The sequence below is a fragment of the Bifidobacterium italicum genome (assembly GCF_002286915.1).
GTDB classification, from domain to species: domain Bacteria; phylum Actinomycetota; class Actinomycetes; order Actinomycetales; family Bifidobacteriaceae; genus Bifidobacterium; species Bifidobacterium italicum.
The window spans coordinates 38,204-57,640 of record NZ_MVOG01000005.1; the positions used below are offsets into that span (position 1 = coordinate 38,204).

The window sequence follows — 19,437 nt, forward strand, 5'->3', positions numbered from 1 at the left end:
ACGGCCATGTGCGGCCGTCGGCACGTCCCCGAACGTTGGTAATCTCGACCTCAAAGCCATGAGCATTTCAAGGAGCAGAGCATGAGCGACCCCCGCGAGGCCAATCCACTGGAGCATACGACCGCTTCGATGACGCATGACAAGCATGCGCCGCGTGTCGCCCGTTCCGCCTCGAACAGCCCGCTGATCGCGGACAAGGACCGTCCCGAGGAGAACAAGCCGGTCCGCCCGATCAAGCGTCGCAAGAAGCCGGGCGCACGTCGCATGAAGCTCTCGCTGACGCATCTGGACGCCTGGTCGGTCGCGAAGGTCACGTTCATGCTGTCGATCGCCGGGGCGCTCATCCAGATCATCGCCGTCGCGCTGCTGTGGTCGCTGCTCAAGGTCGTCGGCGTCTTCGACCAGGTCACGCAGATCGTCTCGTCGGCCGGCCTCGACGCGGGCGGCATCAATCTCGCGAACGTCTTCTCGCTGCCGACGATCCTCAGCGGGGTCACGATCTTTTCGATCGCCGAGATCGTGCTCGTCACGATCCTCGTCACGATCTTCGCGCTGCTGTACAACGTCGTCTGTTCGCTCGTCGGCGGCGTCCATGTGACGCTCGGCGACGACTGATCCTCCGATATTCGCTGCGGAGGCGGTCTGTGGACGGTGATCGTCCGCAGGCCGCCTTTCCGTCTATCGCTGTGATCGGTTCGGGTGCGGCGTGCGGCTGCAGCGTTCGCAGAGCATCGTCTTTGCGAACGTCGGCGGTGCACAATGTGGTGGAAGCGATCGCGGACGGAAAATCATCCATACGGACCATGCTGCGGCGTCGCGGCGGCCGGTAAACTCAAGACCGTGTTCAGATATCTCGGGTATTTCAGTCAGTCGTTCATGCTCGCCGTCATGCTGTGGCCGTTCGTGTCCTTCCTGCTGACGTTGCCGATCGTCGCGATCATCTACCACCGCAACCATCGGCTGAGCTTCATGAGCGCCTTCAGCGCCTACGTGGCCGTGCTCTACGCGCTCGGCCTCATCGCGTTCACGATGTACCCGATGCCCGATGATCCGACCGCCTACTGCCGCACCCACCATCTGGGACCGCAGCTCGACCTGCTGCGCTTCATCCAGGACGCGCAGAGCGGCCTGTCCGGCGTGCTGCAGCTCGTCATGAACGTCGTGCTGTTCCTGCCGCTCGGCTTCATGCTCGGCCGCTGGGCCGGCTGGAGGTTCTGGCAGACCGCCGGCACCGGCCTCGCCTGCTCGATCTTCATCGAGACGACGCAGCTCACCGGCATCTGGGGCCTCTACCCCTGCGCCTACCGCTACTTCGACGTCGACGACATGCTGACGAACACGATCGGCGCGATGCTCGGCTACGTCCTCGCCGTCCTTTACACGAAGCTCGTGCCCAGGCGCGTGAAACAGACCGGCGGCGTCAACACGCATCCGGGCTTCATCCACCGTGCGGTCGCGCTCGCGATCGACGTCATCATCATGGACGTCATCCTGTATGCGCTCGTGCTGCTGCTCACCTATGTGTTCTACAAGTGCGCGGTCGCGCTCGACGACACGCACTATGCGGTCGGTGCGCTGCTCATCTCGAGCGACAGCGTGCGCTGGGTGCCCGGCATCCTCGCCGGCGCCCTGTTCCTGGTCTTCGAAGTGTGGCGTCCGTGGCGTCATGACGGCCGCACGCTCGGCGGCGCGTACACGCGCATGACGATCGAGACGACGTCGCGTACCGGCTGGCGTCGCATGCTGTTCTACGCCGTCCGCACGCTTGTGCTCGGCGCCTGGTTCGTCCTGCTCAACACCGGAGCCGACCGCTGGTTCTGGTATCTGACGGCCGCGCTTGTGCTCTGGTGGATCGTCATGCACCGGATGCCGTGGGATCTCGTGCCCGGCGATACGGCCGTGCCGTCAGCGCATCTGCAGCACGACCACGAACAGCGCGATGACGTGGCACACGTATCCGCCGATCGTGCCCAGATGGAACAGCTCGTGGTAGCCGAACCAGCGCGGGAAGGGGTTGGGCTTGCGCAGCGCGAAGCACACGGCTCCGGCGATGTAGCAGGCTCCTCCGCAGATGACGAGAATCGTCGGCACGGGGCCGATGAACGGTGACGTCCAGAAGAAGTAGATGATCGTGATCGGCGCGAGCCCGAGGATGATGTAGACGATCGTGAACAGCCAATCGAGGCCGACCGGATACAGCAGATGCACGATCGTGCCCACCGCGGCCGTCACCCACAGGATGCCCATGTAGGTCCAGCACAACGGCTTGTTGTTGAGCGCGAACAGGAACGGCGTGCAGGTGCCGGCGATCACGAGGAAGATGTTCGAATAATCGATGCGGCACAGCACATCGTCGACGCGCTTGGGAAAATGGCCATGCCCGAGATGCAGCGCCGCGCTGTTGCCGAACAGCAGCATGATCGTGGCGCCGTAGACGCTGATGCCGACCTTCATCCAACCGGCGGGTGCAAGGCAGATGAGGATGACCGACGTGGCGATCGAGAACGGGAACGCGACCAGATGGAGCCAGCCGCGCAGCTTCGGCTTCGCGCGCAGGCTCCGCCGGCGCTCGCGCCATTCGCTGAATCTCACGGTGCGCCGCTTCTGCTCGTTGAGCTTCTTCGCCGTGACCGTCTTCCGCGGACGACGCGGTTCGTCATCGTCCGAGCGTGGGATGTTGTAGATGGGGCGGTGGCTCTGGGAGACCGCGCGCACCTGATTCCTCCGTTTTCTGCTGTTCTCGCCGACCATGCCTCCTAGCATAGGTTCGTGCACGGGAAAAAATGCGCGGCCGTTCCTCTGACGGGGAACGGCCGCGCATACGGGTGGTTCGCGTATGGATGCGACGCGTCGCGGGCGGTCTTAGAAGATGCCCTGGGCGACCATCGCGTCGGCGACCTTGACGAAGCCGGCGATGTTCGCGCCGAACATCAGGTCGCCTTCATGGCCGTATTCCTTCGCCGCGTCAAGCGACTCGGACACGATGTTCCTCATGATGTCCTTGAGGCGCTCGTCGACCTCTTCGAAGGTCCACGACAGACGGTACGAATTCTGGCTCATCTCGAGGCCGGAGACGGCAACGCCGCCGGCGTTCGAGGCCTTCGCCGGGCCGTAGAGCACATGGTTCTTCTGGTAGACGGCGATCGCGTCCGGCGTCGACGGCATGTTCGCGCCCTCGCACACGACGGTGCAGCCGTTGTCGACGAGCGTCTGCGCGGACGTGCCGTCGATCTCGTTCTGCGTCGCGCACGGCAGTGCGATATCGCACTTGACGGTCCACACGCCGCTGCAGCCCTCGTGGTATTCGGCGCCGGCGACGCGGTCCGCGTACTCCTTGATGCGGCCGCGGTGGCCGAGTTTGATGTCCTTGACGACGTCGAGGTCGATGCCGTTCGGATCGTAGATGTAGCCGTTCGAATCGGAGCAGGTGACGACCTTCGCGCCGAGTTCGGTGGCCTTCTCGATCGCGAAGATCGCGACGTTGCCGGAGCCCGAGACGGCGACGGTCTTGCCCTCGAAGGAATCGTCGCGCAGCACGCGCAGCGCCTCCTGCGTGTAGTAGCACAGGCCGTAGCCGGTCGCCTCGGTGCGGGCGAGGGAACCGCCGAACTCGAGGCCCTTGCCGGTGAGCACGCCGGTGAACTCGTTGCGCAGACGCTTGTACTGGCCGAAGAGGTAGCCGACCTCACGGGCGCCGACGTTGATATCGCCGGCCGGCACGTCGGTGAACTGGCCGATGTGGCGCTGCAGCTCGGTCATGAAGGCCTGGCAGAAGCGCATGACCTCGGCGTCGGAACGGCCCTTCGGGTTGAAGTCCGCGCCGCCCTTGCCGCCGCCCATCGGCAGGCCGGTCAGTGAATTCTTCAGAATCTGCTCGAAGCCGAGGAACTTGATGACGCTCTCGGTGACGGTCGGGTGGAAGCGCAGGCCGCCCTTGTACGGGCCGATCGCCGAGTTGAACTGGACGCGGTAGCCGCGGTTGACCTGCACGTCGCCGTTGTCGTCGACCCAGGCCACACGGAACTTGACGAGGCGCTCCGGCTCGACGAAGCGCTGCAGGACGCCCGCCGCCTCGTACTCCGGATGCTTCGCGAAGACCGGCTCGATGCTCTCGAACACCTCCTGCACGGCCTGCAGGAACTCCTTCTGGTCGGGGTCGCGTTCTTCGACCTTGGCATAGACGCGCTTCACATACTCATCGGTGAGCATTGTTCCTCTTTCTGATGTCGGATACGGACAAAACAGCATCATTCTAAAGACAGCGAAAACGCGCACACAAGCATGTTTCATGTTTTGGAAGGTGATTTTGCCAACGCTGTCATCCGTCGCGGCGTCCGGGTTGGTTGCAGGCGACGGGGAACGCGGACGGGAGTGATATGCGCCGCGCCCCGGTTGGTCGCGATGCGGGGGGGGGGGAGAGAGACGGACGCGACCGTCACGATCGGGGCAGCGCGCCGTTGATCGTGCGGCGGAACGGCAGGTAGATCGCCCACGCGATCGGCATCGTGACGAGCAGCGCGGGGTAGAACCAGGCGATCGGGACGCCTCCGAACAGCAAGCCGCCGATGAGCGGGCCGAGGAACATGCCCAGATCGATGCCGGCGTAGTAGGTCGTGTTCGCCATGCCGCTGCGTGCCTTGCCGGCGATGAGCACGGCCTTCGCCTGCGTGACCGAGCTCATCAGCCCGTAGCCGCCGGCCGTCATGACCGCCGCCAGCGCGAGCATCCAGAAACTGCGCAGGTGTGCGAGCGACAGCAGCATCGCGACGTCGCCGACCGTGCACAGCATCAGGAAGAACAGGAAGGACTTCGTGTCGAACCAGTTGCGCAGCACGATGCGGACGGCGAGCAGCACGAGCGCGTAGATCGGGAAGAACACGGAGACGCCGAACGGCACCTGCATATGGGCCGCGTAGTCGACGATGAACGACTGGTTCGCGAAGTAGGGGATGCCGAACATCATGAAGATCAGCGCGATCGGGATCACCTTCGGTTCGAACAGCGCGCTCAGCCGCAGACGGCGTCCCTTCTCGGCCGTCCGCGCGGCGTATGGGCGGCCGGCGTCCCTGATGCACAGCACGCAGACGACGACGAGCACCGCCATCGCCGAGGCCGTCAGGAACGCGGCGCGGTAGCTCACCGCCTTCGAGATGCGGATGCCCAGATCGGGGCCGAAGGCCTGCGCCAACGCGTTCATCGTCCCGTACAATCCCATGCCGGCACCCATGCGCGACAACGGCAGCAGCGTCGACAGCCATGTGGACAGGCACACCGAGATGCAGGCGAAACCGACGCCGTTGACGATGCGTGCGGCGAGCAGCGACGCTGGATTCGACGCGTACGCGTACCAGACGTTCGTGATCAGGTACAGCGCGCCGCCGACGACCGCGAGCACGCGTTTGCTCGTACGGTCGGACAGCCGTCCGGCGACCGGGCGGCAGAACAGCGCGGCCAGCGACAATGCGCCGGCGATGAACCCCATCAAGGCGCCGTTCGCGCCGAGCGTGTGCGCGAAGCCGGCGATGATCGGGCCGCTCATCATGCTCGCCGTCATGAAGAAGAACGTGGCCGCCATGATGAGCGCCACGTCGCGCGTGATCAGACGCTCCTTGCGGCCGTCGCCGTCGCGCCGCGTATAGCCGTCGGACGGCGCGCGCCCGCTCATCGACGACCTCCGTTCGTTGCGTCGTCCGTCGGCGCGACGACGGCGCACTTGGATGCATGGGACATGGAAGCTTCCTTTCGACGGACGCCCGATGGACGTCAAACCGCGCGGATCCGGGGCCGCCGCCGCGCCGCCTCGGCAAGCACGGCCGTAAGCGCGACCGATCGCGATGACGAACCCGGCGCCCCGATCGAGTCGGTGGCGTCATGCAGAGCGGCGTCGCTATTGTAGGCGCGCAGGGGGCGTCGGCGACCGTGCTGTTCGCGATGCGCCTGACACGGCAGTCGCCGTCGCGCGATCCGGCGCCGGCGGATTCATGAATCCGGGATTGTTGCGTACATCGGCGACAATGCGCGCAACGCGGAAGTCGGCGGCGATTCCGCCGATATGGACATGTTCCCGTGGTCGAGTCGCCTACTATGGCAGTACGTGGTCGTCATTGCGCCGATTCCCGCCCTTCCCCGCGTCGTGAGGCGGGGCGCCGACGGATGTCCGGCCATCACCCGTCGGAACACTGAAAAAGGAGTCAGCATCATGTTGGACGGATTCAAGAAATTCATTGCGCGCGGCAATATGGTCGACATGGCTGTCGGTGTCGTCATGGGCGCCGCGGTCACGGGCGTCGTCAACGCGCTCGTGGACAGCATCATCAATCCGCTCGTCGCCGCCATCTTCGGCAAGCCGGACCTGAGCAAGACATGGAACTGGACGATCACCAACTGGGCCGGCGAGAACTCGGTCATCTCCTTCGGCGCCGTGCTCAACGCGCTGCTCAACTTCCTGATCATCGCCATCGCCGTCTACTTCTGCATCGTCGTGCCGATCAACAAGCTGCGCGACATGAGCGAGAAGGCGATGGCGAAGGTGAAGAAGAACGACGAGGACGTCGCCGCCTCCGAGCCCGACCTGAGCCCCGAAGAGCAGACGGTCATCCTGCTGCAGGACATCCGCAACTCGCTCGCCGCGCAGCAGAACGCCGGCACCGCCGCCACGTCCACGGCAGCGGCCGAAACCAAGTAACTGCCGCTTTTTCGCCGTACAGGCCGCATATGCGGCCGCATTGCATGGGCAGGCGCCCCGAACGCGGGCGCCTGCCCATGCCATATCCCTGATGCGGCCGATCGCCGCGCGAGGCCGGGGGAGGGAGGCGCGGTCAGCGACCGCCGAACGATCCGCCGCCGGCGCCGCCACCGCCACCGCCACCGCCGAAACCGCTGCCCGACGATGATCCACCGCCTGAGGCCGCCGACATCATCGATGAGAAATTGGAACCCATCTGCGCGCCGAAATCAAAGAACGACGCGCCGCCGACGCTTGCGCCGCCATCGTTCGTGAACGCGGCGCCGGACGTCGTCGTGCACATCGACCAGTAGAGGACCGGGGCCATGTCGGCGTGGGCGTCGAGCCATGCGGCGTCGCGCAATTCGGCGGCGGCGCTCGCGAACTGCGCGACGACGTCCTTCGAAATGCCGAAGGCGGTCGCATAGACCAGATACTCGCCCCACAACGTCACATCGAGCATCGTACGGTCCTGGAAATGGCTGAAATCAAGCAGATAGCGCGCCAACCCCTCCACCTGGCCGGCGACTTTCGCACCCTGCGGATCAAGCGTGTACTTCGGCGCGCGGATCAGCGGGAACAGCGTCAACGCCAACGCGGCGCAGGCGACGATGCCGGTGAACACGACCTCTCCGACGCCGAAGCACAGCAGCACGCAGACGAACAGCAGCGACGCGATCGCGCCGGCGCCCCACCAGTGCAGCGCGCGATCGGACACCTTGACGGCATGCACATGCTGCAGTTCGCCGCGGCAGGTCTGCGTGAACTGCTGGAAACGCTTGCGCGCCTGCTTCCATTTACGCACCGCCTTGTTCATCTGCTTCGTGTCGAAGACGTTGCTCCCCGTCCGCTCGCCGATCTCCACCAGGATGTCGAGCAGCGCCCGTTCTGACGCGCACAGCCGCGTCGTGTAGGGGTCACGCTGGTCGAAGGCGGCGGGCAGCAGCACGAAGGTGCACCGTTTCATCGCCTTGCTCCGATGCTCCTCGTCGAGCGCGTTGAGCCGTGCCATTGCCATCGACGGCGTCGCCGACGTCAGGTCGAGCGGCGGTCGCCCGTCCTCGCCGTTGTACAGCGAGACCTTGCCGGGGAAGACGGCGATGATGCGCTTGTTGACGAGCGCCATCAGCGTGGCCGCCATCGCAGGCGCCGTCGCGGCCTCGCCGTTGCCGTAGTCGACGACGATGTTGTACAGCCGCGCCGCCGCGCCCGGGCTGATCGCCGGCGCGCCGCGCCAGTATTCGATCGGACCGCGGTAGCGGATGCCGCGCAGGATGCGCAGGCATTGCAGAACCATCATGACGACGCAGACGAGCCACAGCGCGCCGCCGATGGCGATGCCGGCGATCGTGAGCCGGGCGTCGCGTGTGCGTCTGCTGTCCCAGTCGGCGCGCGCCTGCGCTTCGGCGGCGATCGTCGCGTCCTTCGTCGCCGTGTCCGCCATGCGCATGACGTACGGCGTGACATCGTTCGCGGTCATGCTCAGATAGTCGACGTACATGCGCGAGCGGACGTCGTGCGCGCGGAACTCGAAACCGTCGTCGATGCGACCGATCGACGAATCAGGACCCTCGAAATGCAGCCAAGCCCATGAATTCGCGTCATCGAGCGGCTGCGGGTAGTGGATGCGTGCGGTGAGCGTGCCGATCGGCACCGAGTTGTCCTTCGATACGGGCTCCCACTGGAACTTCGTGACGTCGTCGTAGGAGGTCGCAACGTTGTCGAAGGTCATCTCGACGCGGAAACGCATGCTCGACGCGCGTTTCGTCTCCGGGATGTTCCAGCCGATCTCCACCGTCTGCCTATGCGGATCGGCCACGTTGTCGGTCGGTGCGATCGATGTGTACCCGGTCAGCGGCGACTGCTTCGACTTCGGATTCTCGACGTTCGCGATGTACCAAGTGCCGGCGTGCTCGCTGTTCCAGCCGTGGGCGCGGCGCACGTCCTTCGGCTGCACGATGTCGCCCTGCGTGTAGATGTCGCCGGTGTCGAGATGCTCCACCGATATGCCGCTGATGCCGGTCAGCTGGTTGGAGTCGAGCGTGTAGCGCTGGTAGATCTGACGCCACGGCTTGTGGTTCTTCTGCTTGTCGAGCCGCACGTCGACCGTCTCGACGATGCGCAGGCTGCCGTCGTCCTGCACGGTGACGTCGTAGTCGAGCGTGCGGTAGGCCATGCGCGCGTCACGGCCGCTGTTCGCGATACCGGCGAGGATGACGGTGCCGGCGAAACCGAGGAGGAGGGCGGTGAGGATCGTCGTGACGACGGCCAGCAGAAGATTGTGCTTGCATGACCGCCGGGAATGTGTGCTGCTGCTCATGATGGTTGCCGGCGCCTTTCTTGGGTATGCATGCCCGGCCTCTGCTCGTGTGGACGTTCGATGTTGTAAATGATGAAGATTGTGGCATACGGGGGAGCGGAGCGCGGCTGCAAGTCCATCTCCTGAGAATGCCGTTGTAGGCGCAAGGTGGTCGCGTGGGTCGATTTGTCGGGAGGTTCGACGGATTGGGTCGGAGATGGGGTCTTTTGCGGGTGGGCTCGTCGGGTTGGCCGACGAGTTGGGACGCAGTGGGTCGGTTTGTCGGACGGTTCGACGGAATGGCCCGGAGATGGGCTTGGTTGTGGGTGGATTCGTCGGCGGTGTCGATGGGCTGGGACGCAGTGGGTCGGTTCATCGGGAGGTTCGACGGATTGGGTCGGAGATGGGGTCTTTTGCGGGTCGGTTCGTCGATGGTGCCGATGAGTTGGGACGCGGACAGACCGGTCCGTGGGTGGAATCGTCGAGGTGGTCGATGAAGTGGGACGGAGACGGATGGGACGGCGGAGGCTTGATGGGTTGGAACGGCGGTATATTGGCGGGAAGGAGCGGAGGCTGTCGTGGTGAGCAGGCCGCGAACGGATAGGGAAGGGGACAAGGATGGTGCAGTCGGAATGGGAATCGTGTCCGAATTGCGGCATGAACGTCTCGGCGGATGCCGCAGTCTGCACGAATTGCGGGATGCCGCTTGAGGATGCGCCGATGCCGGATCGGACGCGTGTCGCGACGGGCATGACGTCCTTCATGGATGAGACGGCGACCTTCGTGCCGTCGGTGCCGCCTGCACCGTCGGCGCCGCCCGCACAGTCCACGCCGGCCACACAGTCCGCGCCGCCAGTCGTGAATGTGCCGGCCCCGGCGCCGCAACCTGAACCGCCTCATGACGGTCGGCATGCGCGTGGCGCCGGAAAGGCCGTCATCATCACGGCGATCATCGCGGCCGTCGTCATCGTCATCGGGACGGTCGGCGGTTTCATCTGGAATCGGCGGCATCAATCGGAATTGTCGCAAGCACGCGAGTCCTGCAACGCCGCCGTGCGGGAACTCGAGGACCAGTATGCGGCCGCACAACGGGAAGTCGATGAGGCGCATGAACTGGAAACGTTGTCGGCAGATGATGTGGCAGACGAGGATACGGTCAAGGAACTCAAGGATGCAATCGATCGCTATCACAAGCTCTCCGGAGACAAAATCGGCCTGACCTGCGCGGCGGACGCGCATAAGGACGTGCTCGACTACGTGACGCAGCAGGCGCGTTCGCGCGCCGACGCACAGCGCAAGGATGCGCAGGCCGTCGCCCAGGCGGCCGAGGCGGTGAAGGCGTCGCGCAAGGCGCAGCAGAAAGCCGATGAGCAAGCCGCCGATGCAGCCGCCGAGGAGAAGCGAGAGGAGGAGCGGCAGGCGGCCGAAGAGGAGGCGCGCAAGGCGCAGCGGACGAACGACGATCAGGAATCGACGACTTCGTCTACGCGCGCAGACGGCGAGAACATCGACGGGGATTGGCTGTCCTATCCGAAGGACGGCAAGCGGGAATACATCAACGCGCGCTACGGATTCGGCGTGCGGATCCCCGAGGATTTCGCGATCGTGACGCCCGCCCCGGACAACGGAGCCGGCCGGACGTTCGTGAACAAGGATCTGGACATGCGCATCACCGTCAGCGCGATGCATAACACTCTGGACACGACGCCGCAGCAGCAGCTCGCGATGTACAAGAGCGAGCATGACGTCAGCTACAGTCTTGTCAAAGGCGACGTCATGGTCGCCACCTGGGCGCAGGACGGCGATGTGCATTACGTGAGGGAGGTCATCGGGGAGAAGGCCATCAGCATGATCGAACTAACGTATCCGGAGACCAACCATGCCTCATGCGACCCGATTCTGGAGGAGACGGCGCCGACGCTGACGGCACCGTATGCCCGCGGCGGCGCGGACAGATGAGGGTTGCGCGGATAGGGATGCCGAATACGCATAAAGTGAGGCATAAAGTAAGGATGGACGATATGGCGATGGATGAAACAACAGCGGTGGTGCGCGAGTTCTTCACCGCGGGATATATCGATCACGATTATGACCGTGTAATGGATCTCGTGGCGCAGGACTATGTGGATCACAGTCCTGCTGGAGCGCGCAGCAACGCGGATGCCGTGGGGATCCTGCGCGTCGTCGAGGGTATGTTCAACGATTTGCGGCTGACGTTTGAGGACGTGTTCGCAGACGGTGCGATGGTGTCCACGCGCATCCGGTATGAGGGCCGTCAGATCGGCGAATGCTGCGGGGTCGCGCCGACCGGACGCCGGATCGCGTTCGAGGCGCTCGAGAACTTCCGCGTCGTCGACGGGATGATCGTGGAGTCGTGGGGATATTGGCCCGAAGCGCAGATCGTCGCGATGCTCACCGAGTAGACGACGGTCGTCGATGCCGGGGCCGTTGGGCGGCATCCGCGCATTGGATATCGCTCACAGATTAGCTCCGTGCGCGTCCTGGCTCATGCAGACGCCCATGACGGCGAAGCATAACCGTAACAAAATCAATGGTTACAGGTAATTTCCTCTTCCTATACCGGAACGCAGCACTACTACAGGACGCGATAATCCATACAGAGGGCATGTACATGCATAAATATGGAATGGATGGGAGAAGGCCATGGTCATTTCAGCGGCACAGCAATTGGCGGACGAACTCGTCAACAGGCGCGACGCGCTCAATCGCGAACTGGCGCGCAACGGCGTACGGTTCGGCATCTACAAGAACGGTGAATACCAGGATCAGCTCTTTCCCTACGATCCGATCCCGCGCATCCTCGGCTCCGATGAGTTCGATCAGCTCGAAGCCGGTCTCAAGCAACGCGTGAACGCACTCAACGCCTATCTGCGCGACATCTATTCGGACAAGCGCATCGTGCGCGACGGCATCATTCCCGAGGAATTCGTCTACACCTGTTCCGGTTATTTCCCGCAGGTCAACGGCGTGACGCCTCCCGGCGGCGTCTTCGCGCACATCGCCGGCGAGGATCTCGTACAGGGCGAGGACGGCGCCTGGTGGGTGCTCGAGGACAATCTGCGCATCCCCTCCGGCGCCAGCTATCCACTGTTCGCCCGTGACATCGAGCGCCGCACCACGCCGCGATTGTTTCGCGACGTGCGCGTGCGCGACAACCGGGACTATCCGCGGTTGCTGCGCAAATCGATGGCTTTCGTCTCGACCGAAGGCATGGCCGTCGTGCTGTCGCCGGGCCGCTACAACTCGGCGTTCTTCGAACACGCGTATCTCGCCGAGAAGACCGGTGCCACGCTTGTGTTCCCCGAAGACCTCGAGGTCGTCGACAACCGGCTGTTCTTCCTTGATTACGCCGGGCGTCGCCACCGCGTCGGCGTCCTGTACCGACGTCTGTCCGACGAGTTCCTTGACCCCTTTGCGTTCAACCCTGATTCGGTGATCGGCGTCCCCGGGCTGCTGAGCGCCTACCGCGCCGGCAATGTGGCCATCGTGAACGCGCCGGGCAACGGCGTTGCCGATGACAAGGCGATCTACTATTTCGTGCCGCAGATGATCCGCTATTACCTGCATGAGGAGCCATTGCTCAACAACGCGCCCACCTACATGCCGCTGTTCGAACAGGATCGCAAGGAGATCATGGACCGACTCGGCGAGCTCGTCATCAAGGACGTCGCCGAGGCAGGCGGCTACGGCGTCGTGTTCGGTTCGTCGCTCGACCGCGGGCAGCGTCGCGACCTCGCCACGAAGATCGCCGAGGAGCCACGCCGTTTCATCGCGCAGGAAGTCATCCAATTCAAGGACATCGACGTCATCGATCCCGACACGGGCGAGCGCACGCCCAGAAAATGCGATCTGCGCGCGTTCGTGCTCACAGGGCAGAACACGCATGTCTGGTATTCCGGTCTCACCCGTTACTCGTCCGTGCCGGGGCAGATGATCGTCAATTCGTCGCAGGGCGGCGGATTCAAGGACACATGGGTGCTCGCGAAGGACACTGGTGTGGAGTACGACACGTCGCCGCATGTCGAACTGATCAAGCCGGCCAGCGTCCGCACGTCCGCGCAATCGGCCGCCGCGCGTTCGAGCGCCCTCATCACGAAGTCGAAAGTGGAGAACTTATATTGGCTCGGCCGCTACAGCGAGCGCGTGTTCACGACGTTGAACACGTTCCTGCCGTTCTATGACCGTGTCATGGACACCGACGTCGACGCGTTCCGCCCGTTCGCCAGCGCGCTCGACCTTCCGCAGGATTTCGCTGATTTCGACACGTTCATCACGTCGTTCCTTTATGACGGCGAGAATCCCGACTCGATTCGCTCCGCCATCCGCCGCGCGTTCACGAACGCCGTGCCGCTGCGTCCGGAGCTCGGCTCGCGGCTGTTGCAGTACATCGAGCTGGCGATGGGTGGGATCGACGAGGCCGCCGCGCATTCCTCGCATGCCGACGATCTGTATGATCATCGCGACCTCGCCGACCTCATCCTGTCCTTCTGGGGCGGCATCGAGGATTCGCAGATCGACGCGCCGCTCAAGGCGCTGCTGTTCCTCGGCAAGTATCTGGAACGGGTGGATCTGTATACGCGTTTCGGGCTTTCGGCGCAGGAGCTCGACGCGCCGCTGCGCAAGATGACCACCTATGTGCAGGTGCTGGATGGTCTGCAGATGCCCGAATGCCTTGAATCCGGTTTGGTGTGGCTCGTCGAACAGACCTCGGTGCGCGGCTACGCGCCGATTTCCGAGGCTTTGGCCGCCATGCTGTCTGGTCTGCGGACCGATTCGACTGGGCATCTGTGTGCATGATATAAGGTGTGTCGCGTGAAGAAATTGACCTTTGCGTATGAGATGAAACTGACGTTCAGCGCGCCGGTGACCGAACACCGTTTCCAGTTGCGTTGCGCCCCGGTGACCGGTCCTCGTCAGCAGGTCATCGACGTCGATGTGCAGATGGAGCCGCAGGTGGAGCTCGAGTCGACGATCGATTCCTTCGGTTCGCTCGTCATGACCGGCTACATGCCGCAGGCGCACAGCGAGTTCGGCTATCGTGTGACCGGCATCGCGTTCGTGGACAACGCGAACATCAAGGAGGAGCCGTTCAAGCCGTTGTACCGCTTCCCGTCCGCGTTGACGAAGCCGGGGCCGGCGATCGAAGCGCTGATCGTGCGCTGCCGCACCCGAATCGATGCATTGGGGGATGGCGCCGATGAGCTGGACCGTGCAAGTGTCATCATGGATGAGGTGTATCGGTCGTTCGACTACACTCCCGGATCCACCACGGTGCAGACGACCGCCGAAGAGGCGTTCGCGCAACGCAAGGGCGTCTGCCAGGACTATGCGCATGTGATGCTCGCCGTATGCCGCGACCTTGGCATCGCCGCCCGCTATATCGCGGGATTGCTCGACGGGGAAGGGGCGACGCATGCGTGGGTCGAGGTGTATCGCGACCGCCGTTGGGTCGGTCTGGACCCCACGCATAACCGTATGGTCGACGACAATTACATCACCATCGCGCATGGCCGTGATTACCGCGACTGCATGCTCGACATCGGCGTCTTCTCCGGCGACAATGTGGCGCAGACCCAGTGGGTGAACGCGTCCGTGCATGAGAGCCTCGTGTAGGGCGGTTGTGCGCAGCGTGAGCGTGATGCTTGCGCCGTCGCAGTCTGCCCGAACAGGCCTCGCAGCTGCCGGATAAAACAGAAAAACCGCTGAAAACCCAATGTTTTCAACGGTTACCGCGAGTGGAGCTACCCGGGTTCGAACCGGGGACCCTCTGCTTGCAAAGCAGATGCGCTACCAGCTGCGCTATAGCCCCGAACGGGGGAACACGTGAGAATGCTCCCCACGTGGGCCCGGGAGGACTTGAACCTCCGACCTCATCCTTATCAGGGATGCGCTCTAACCACCTGAGCTACGGGCCCGATCCGATTGCGCTAGACGCAACAGATAAAGAGAATACTCTTCGGAGTGTACTTGCGCAAATTGATCATCGTTCGGCGTGTCGTCGCGGGCTGCGTCTTTCGTCCGATATGCATTCGAACATATGTCCGAATGCATATCGATAATGCTCGTATGTCGTTTCGTGGAATGCCCCGTGCCCGTTCGTTCTCCAGGCCGTCGCAGCGTGCGCTGATCTCGCGCGAGACGCTCAACGTCGACGGGCTGCAGGTGACGGTGCTGCGCAAAAACAACCGCAACATGTATCTGCGCATCAAGCCGCCGTATGGCGCCGTCGAGGTGACCGCCCCCGCGCGCATGCCCGAACGGACGATCGTCGATTTCGTGCGCGACCGCCGTGAGTGGGTCGACGATGCGTTGCGCAAGATGGCGGTCGCGCGCTCGCGCACCTTCGCGTCGGCGGATGTGGATCCTTCAGTGCCGTCGCCGTCAATCGCCGCCACCGGAACCGAGGTCTCCGTCGCGCGCGAGGCAGTCGATACCGCCGCTGGTTTCACGTGGAACGAACGGTATGTCGAGAAGGCGCGGCGTTCGATCGAACAGCGGATTCCGGCGCTGCTGGAGAAGTGGACGCCGATCATCGGCCGTTCGCCGTCGAAGATCACCGTGCGTGCGATGACGTCGCGATGGGGTTCGTGTACGCCGAAGACGTCGCGGATCCGCCTGAATCTGCAACTCGGACTGATGGACCCGAAGTTCCTCGAATATGTACTCGTGCATGAGATGACGCATCTGTGGGAGCATGGGCACGGCGCCGCCTTCCAGACCAGGATGACCGACGCGCTGCCCAAATGGAGGGAGCTGCGTCGCGAGCTCAATCGCTGCACGATCTTCGAGGTGCCGCAAGTGCAGCGTTGAGCGCGGCGCTGAACGCGGCATCATGGCTGCGTTGAGTCACTCCCAGCGCGCATGCTCCACGTCGACGCCCTCCGTGGCGGCCTGCGTTTCGATGATCGCGCGCAGCCAATCGGCGAGTCCCGGCTCGATGGCGTCGTAATGCGCGCGGAATCGCGGATCGGCGGTGTACATCGTCGCGAGGCATACGTGCATCGACGGCGTCACGTGATACCACGTGAGCGATTCCCGATGTCGCAACGCGAGTTCGTTCGCCTCGTCGCTGCCCGGCTCGACGCCGCGGCGCATCGCCTGCGCGAGTTCGCGTTCGACCGTCTGCATCGCGTCGCGGTCCGCTTGCTGCTGCGCGTCGTCGGTGCGGGTGCGGTACTCGGCGTACTCCATCCATTGTGCGCTGTCTCCCCAACGTTCGTGTGCTTCGTCGGTGGTTGGATCGTGCATGCCGTTCTCCTTGTCCGTTGATTGCGTTGATGCGGTGTCGTGCCGCGCGTGCCCGCTCAGTGCGTCGATGTCCTGCAGCGTCTCCTGTAGTTCGGCGATGCGCTGTTCGATGCGGTCGCGGTGTGCGCGCAGCAGTGCGAGCGTCTCCTTCGTCGGCTGTCCGAGGACGGCGCTGATCTGCTCAGAGTTGAGACCGAGGTCGCGGTACAGCTGGATCCGTCGGATACGTGCGATGTCGCGCTCGCCGTACAGCCGGTAGCCGTTGCCGTCCCGTTCGGGGCGCAGCAGGCCGACCGACTCCCAATGGCGCAGCATCCGTACGCTGACCGCGCACAGTGACGCCGTTTCGCCGATCGTCAGCATCGCGCCGTGCGCTGCCGTTTGTCCTCGATTCGTTCGCATGACTGCCACGCTACGGCCTGACATGATGTGAGGGTCAACATCGACGGCGTGTCGGTGGAGTGGTGGGTGGTGCGCGGCTGGCGATGAGCGTCACTCGGTGGTGCGTCCGCGTGTGTAGGCGCGCGAACGGCTCTGCTTTTTCCCGATTGCGGTGATGGTGCCGTCGTCCACAAGCTCGCGCAGGAGGCGGCGTACCGTCTGCAGGCTTCGACCGGTGGTCTCCGCGATCTCGCGTGCGCTGATTGTGCCGGATGCGGGAACTGCGTCGATGATGGCTTGCCGGCTCGATGTCGCCGCTGCGGGGGGTGCCGTTGGGGCGTCGTCGGCATCGGTGGTCGCCGGTGCTTCCAAGGGTTCGTACGTATCTGTGGCCACCTGTTTGACGAGGCCGTCCTCCGCCAACGCGGACAGCATTGTACGGATGTCATCGGAATCATGTCCGAGCCGATCCCGGATGTCGTGGACGCTTGCCCGTCCAAGCGCGCGCACGGTATGCAACACCGAGCTTTCGCGCCCCGGCAGATCGTGCCCCACATGGTTGCGCACCCACTGCTGGTTCATGGCGAGTTCGGCGCCGCCGCGATACAGAACCACGCGGAAACGATCGAAGGCCGGTTTGAAGTCAGGCTGTGCGAGGGAACGGTCTTTCATTTGGCTGATCATGAAACGGATACCCGAGCCCTGCCCTTCCACGGTAGGACCTGCCTTATCGTCGCCACGCAGCAGTGGCGTATGCTGCAACAGTTGCATCAAGGTTGCGTTGCGGCACTTGGAGACGCCGTCGGTGAGATTCTGCAGCGTTTTGCCGCCCCACAATCCGCCGGGGCTTGAAATCTCCACGCGGTCGGAATAGATATCGACGCTCACCGGATCGTTATGGAACAATGCGTCGTATTCCCGATGAACGACAGCGTTGGCGATTGCCTCGCGCAGTACCCCGGCAGGAATCTCGGGTACATCGTGCCTTCCGGTGCCCTCGATGAGTGAATAGGTGCGCAGATTGCGCAACGTAGCCTTTACCGCGTCATCGACCATCTCCTGCAGTCGGCCATCGCACTGCACGCGATCGAGGAAGCGGACTTCGTCATTCTGGGCTTTGTCGATCCCCGGATGAACGGCGACATCCACGTACAGTCGAGGGAAGAACTGCTGCGGATATATGCCGGCGATAAGTAATCCAGCGAGGCGCACATGGCCGCTTTTGTCGAGGATGTTCAGTCGTTCGAGTTGCTGAGTCTCATTTTGCGCACCGCGCAGCGCTTTCATGCCGCGGTACGCGTCGATGATGGCGGCGACGGTGGCATCATCGAGATCGCTGCGATCGGCATCGGTGATGGATATGCGATCCGCTTCGCTCGATGCATAGACGTTGCGCATCTCGAACAGTTCTGTCGGCGACAATGGGAGGTCCTTGTCATCCTGGCGCTTGTAGCTGCCGGAGCTCGGCCCCTTGGTTTTGACGTAACAGGGTTTTTGTGCGAGCGCGTTCTCGCGCACCTGCACGGCCACCATGTGTTCGCCGTCGACGGTATCACGATGAATGGAGTATTTGGGTGGCGAAACCAGCTTGGCTCCGTCCCGGTTGCCGTCACCCATGCCGTCGATGAATTGATTGATGGTTCTGTCCGCGTCGAATTGCGGCGGAACGGTGAAATTCTCGCGTTCGTCGACGCCGAGAAGCAGTGTGCCGCCGTCGGTATTGGCAAACGCGCTCACACTCTCCCAGACGCTTTTGCTCAGATCTGTGGCACAGCTTTTCGCTTCATAGTCGGCATCGTCATTGTGTTGGTCCCGAAGCCGTTCGATGGCTTGAGCAAGCGGTTCTTCGATGATCGCCATAATGCCTCACTGTCTGTCACACTGTCATCACACTATCATCACACTATCATGTGATAGTGATGTGACAGTGTGAATGACAGTGATGTGACAGTGTGACTGTGATGAGGGAATCGAGCCGTGGTCGTCTACGCACGGTCAGCTGAGGGCGTGACGGGTTGCCGGCGTGCGATGCGACGGCTGATAATACAGCCATTCGGCTATTTCGGTCATGAGTATACGACGTGAGCATATGAAAGGAATCCGAGGATGGAATCGATCAATGAGGTGCGCATCGAGGAACATGACGGCAGCCTGCCCACGGTGCTGATGATCGTCGGATCGCTGCGCGAAAAATCGTTCAACAGGCAGCTCGCGCAGTTCGCCGCCGGTGAGCTCGCCGACCGCGCGAATGTGCGCATGCTCGACTGGCGTGAGGTGCCGGTGTTCAATCAGGACGAGGAATTCCCGACGCCCGAGCCAGTGGCGGCAGTTCGCGCTGAGGTCGCCGAAGCCGACGCGATCTGGATCGCGACTCCCGAATACAACCATGGCATGCCGGGGCCGCTCAAGAATCTGTTCGATTGGCTGTCGCGGCCGGCGCAGGATGGTTCGCCGTCGCCGATCGTCGGCAAGATGATGACGATGAGCGGCGCCGCCGGCTCGAGTTGCGCGCGTGACTGCTTCGCGACGTGGCTGCCGGTGCTCAAGGCGTTGAAGATGCGCATCGCTCCGGCGACGTTCACCGGCGTGGCGTTGAACCGTGAGATGTTCGTCAGCGATAGGCTTGACCTTGACGACGCAGCCAAGGCCTCGATCCGCAATCAGGCCGACGCGCTCATTGACATGGTCGTCGGGCAGTAGCGCATCGGGATGGGCCCGGTTCGCCGTCGAAAAGCGCGTGCTGACCGTGTCTCGCTTATGGGAA

13 protein-coding genes, 2 tRNA genes and 3 pseudogenes are annotated in these 19,437 nt (G+C 63.4%); 10 read left to right on the top strand and 8 right to left on the bottom strand.

Translation table 11 applies throughout. The features are described 5' to 3' along the window. Positions 1-129 precede the first annotated feature (129 nt). A complete protein-coding gene (locus B1400_RS01710) occupies positions 130-615 on the top strand; it encodes a DUF3566 domain-containing protein (protein WP_235607278.1) in 486 nt (161 codons plus the stop codon). A 354-nt stretch (positions 616-969) separates the two neighbouring features. Next, a pseudogene (locus tag B1400_RS09885) lies at positions 970-1,365 on the top strand (VanZ family protein); the annotation flags it as partial. A 540-nt stretch (positions 1,366-1,905) separates the two neighbouring features. On the opposite strand, the gene trhA reads toward B1400_RS09885, so the two are convergent. The 3 genes from trhA to B1400_RS01730 all read right to left on the bottom strand — a co-directional run bounded on the left by trhA (position 1,906) and on the right by B1400_RS01730 (position 5,665). Beyond that, entirely contained in the window at positions 1,906-2,751 is an 846-nt protein-coding gene (trhA, locus tag B1400_RS01720; protein ID WP_095612752.1) for a PAQR family membrane homeostasis protein TrhA, read from the bottom strand. Positions 2,752-2,862: 111 nt separating this feature from the next. Next, positions 2,863-4,209 (bottom strand): NADP-specific glutamate dehydrogenase, encoded by a 1,347-nt coding sequence (gene gdhA, locus B1400_RS01725; protein ID WP_095612753.1) that lies wholly within the window; start codon positions 4,207-4,209, stop codon positions 2,863-2,865. A 226-nt stretch (positions 4,210-4,435) separates the two neighbouring features. Further along, positions 4,436-5,665, bottom strand: coding sequence for an MFS transporter (locus B1400_RS01730; RefSeq protein WP_095612899.1), 1,230 nt, complete (start codon positions 5,663-5,665; stop codon positions 4,436-4,438). A gap of 534 nt (positions 5,666-6,199) precedes the next feature. Here B1400_RS01730 and mscL point away from each other — a divergent pair. Continuing rightward, complete coding sequence (mscL, locus tag B1400_RS01735; protein ID WP_095612754.1) at positions 6,200-6,685, top strand: large conductance mechanosensitive channel protein MscL; 486 nt, start codon at positions 6,200-6,202, stop codon at positions 6,683-6,685. 133 nt (positions 6,686-6,818) lie between these two features. Here the strand turns inward: mscL and B1400_RS09575 are convergent, their stop codons facing one another. Further along, on the bottom strand, positions 6,819-9,044 hold the full coding sequence (locus B1400_RS09575) for a DUF2207 domain-containing protein (RefSeq protein ID WP_095612755.1): 2,226 nt from the start codon (positions 9,042-9,044) through the stop codon (positions 6,819-6,821). A gap of 597 nt (positions 9,045-9,641) precedes the next feature. Between B1400_RS09575 and B1400_RS10105 the strand changes: the two are divergent. From B1400_RS10105 to B1400_RS01760, 5 genes and pseudogenes are all read left to right on the top strand, one after another. Beyond that, a pseudogene (locus B1400_RS10105) lies at positions 9,642-9,725 on the top strand (zinc ribbon domain-containing protein); the annotation flags it as partial. A gap of 18 nt (positions 9,726-9,743) precedes the next feature. Continuing rightward, on the top strand, positions 9,744-10,982 hold the full coding sequence (locus B1400_RS01745) for a hypothetical protein (protein ID WP_235607261.1): 1,239 nt from the start codon (positions 9,744-9,746) through the stop codon (positions 10,980-10,982). Between the two features lie 62 nt (positions 10,983-11,044). Further along, on the top strand, positions 11,045-11,446 hold the full coding sequence (locus B1400_RS01750) for an ester cyclase (RefSeq protein ID WP_201260176.1): 402 nt from the start codon (positions 11,045-11,047) through the stop codon (positions 11,444-11,446). 241 nt (positions 11,447-11,687) lie between these two features. Further along, positions 11,688-13,787: pseudogene (locus tag B1400_RS01755) on the top strand (circularly permuted type 2 ATP-grasp protein); the annotation flags it as partial. Between the two features lie 69 nt (positions 13,788-13,856). Further along, a complete protein-coding gene (locus tag B1400_RS01760; RefSeq protein WP_095612758.1) occupies positions 13,857-14,657 on the top strand; it encodes a transglutaminase family protein in 801 nt (266 codons plus the stop codon). A 123-nt stretch (positions 14,658-14,780) separates the two neighbouring features. On the opposite strand, the gene B1400_RS01765 is transcribed toward B1400_RS01760, so the two are convergent. Both B1400_RS01765 and B1400_RS01770 read right to left on the bottom strand, forming a co-directional pair. Beyond that, positions 14,781-14,853, bottom strand: a tRNA-Ala gene (locus B1400_RS01765). 32 nt (positions 14,854-14,885) lie between these two features. Further along, positions 14,886-14,959 (bottom strand) — tRNA-Ile (locus tag B1400_RS01770). A gap of 151 nt (positions 14,960-15,110) precedes the next feature. Between B1400_RS01770 and B1400_RS01775 the strand changes: the two genes are divergently transcribed. Then, on the top strand, positions 15,111-15,854 hold the full coding sequence (locus B1400_RS01775; protein ID WP_095612759.1) for a M48 family metallopeptidase: 744 nt from the start codon (positions 15,111-15,113) through the stop codon (positions 15,852-15,854). Between the two features lie 36 nt (positions 15,855-15,890). On the opposite strand, the gene B1400_RS01780 is transcribed toward B1400_RS01775, so the two are convergent. Together B1400_RS01780 and B1400_RS01785 are read right to left on the bottom strand one after the other, a co-directional pair. Continuing rightward, entirely contained in the window at positions 15,891-16,694 is an 804-nt protein-coding gene (locus tag B1400_RS01780) for a MerR family transcriptional regulator (RefSeq protein ID WP_162288159.1), read from the bottom strand. A gap of 90 nt (positions 16,695-16,784) precedes the next feature. Continuing rightward, positions 16,785-18,533 carry an ATP-binding protein gene (locus tag B1400_RS01785; protein WP_095612761.1) on the bottom strand — a complete coding sequence of 583 codons (1,749 nt, stop codon included), beginning with the start codon at positions 18,531-18,533 and terminating at the stop codon, positions 16,785-16,787. Between the two features lie 246 nt (positions 18,534-18,779). Between B1400_RS01785 and B1400_RS01790 the strand changes: the two genes are divergently transcribed. Next, entirely contained in the window at positions 18,780-19,373 is a 594-nt protein-coding gene (locus B1400_RS01790; protein ID WP_095612762.1) for an NADPH-dependent FMN reductase, read from the top strand. The last annotated feature ends 64 nt before the right edge of the window (positions 19,374-19,437 follow it).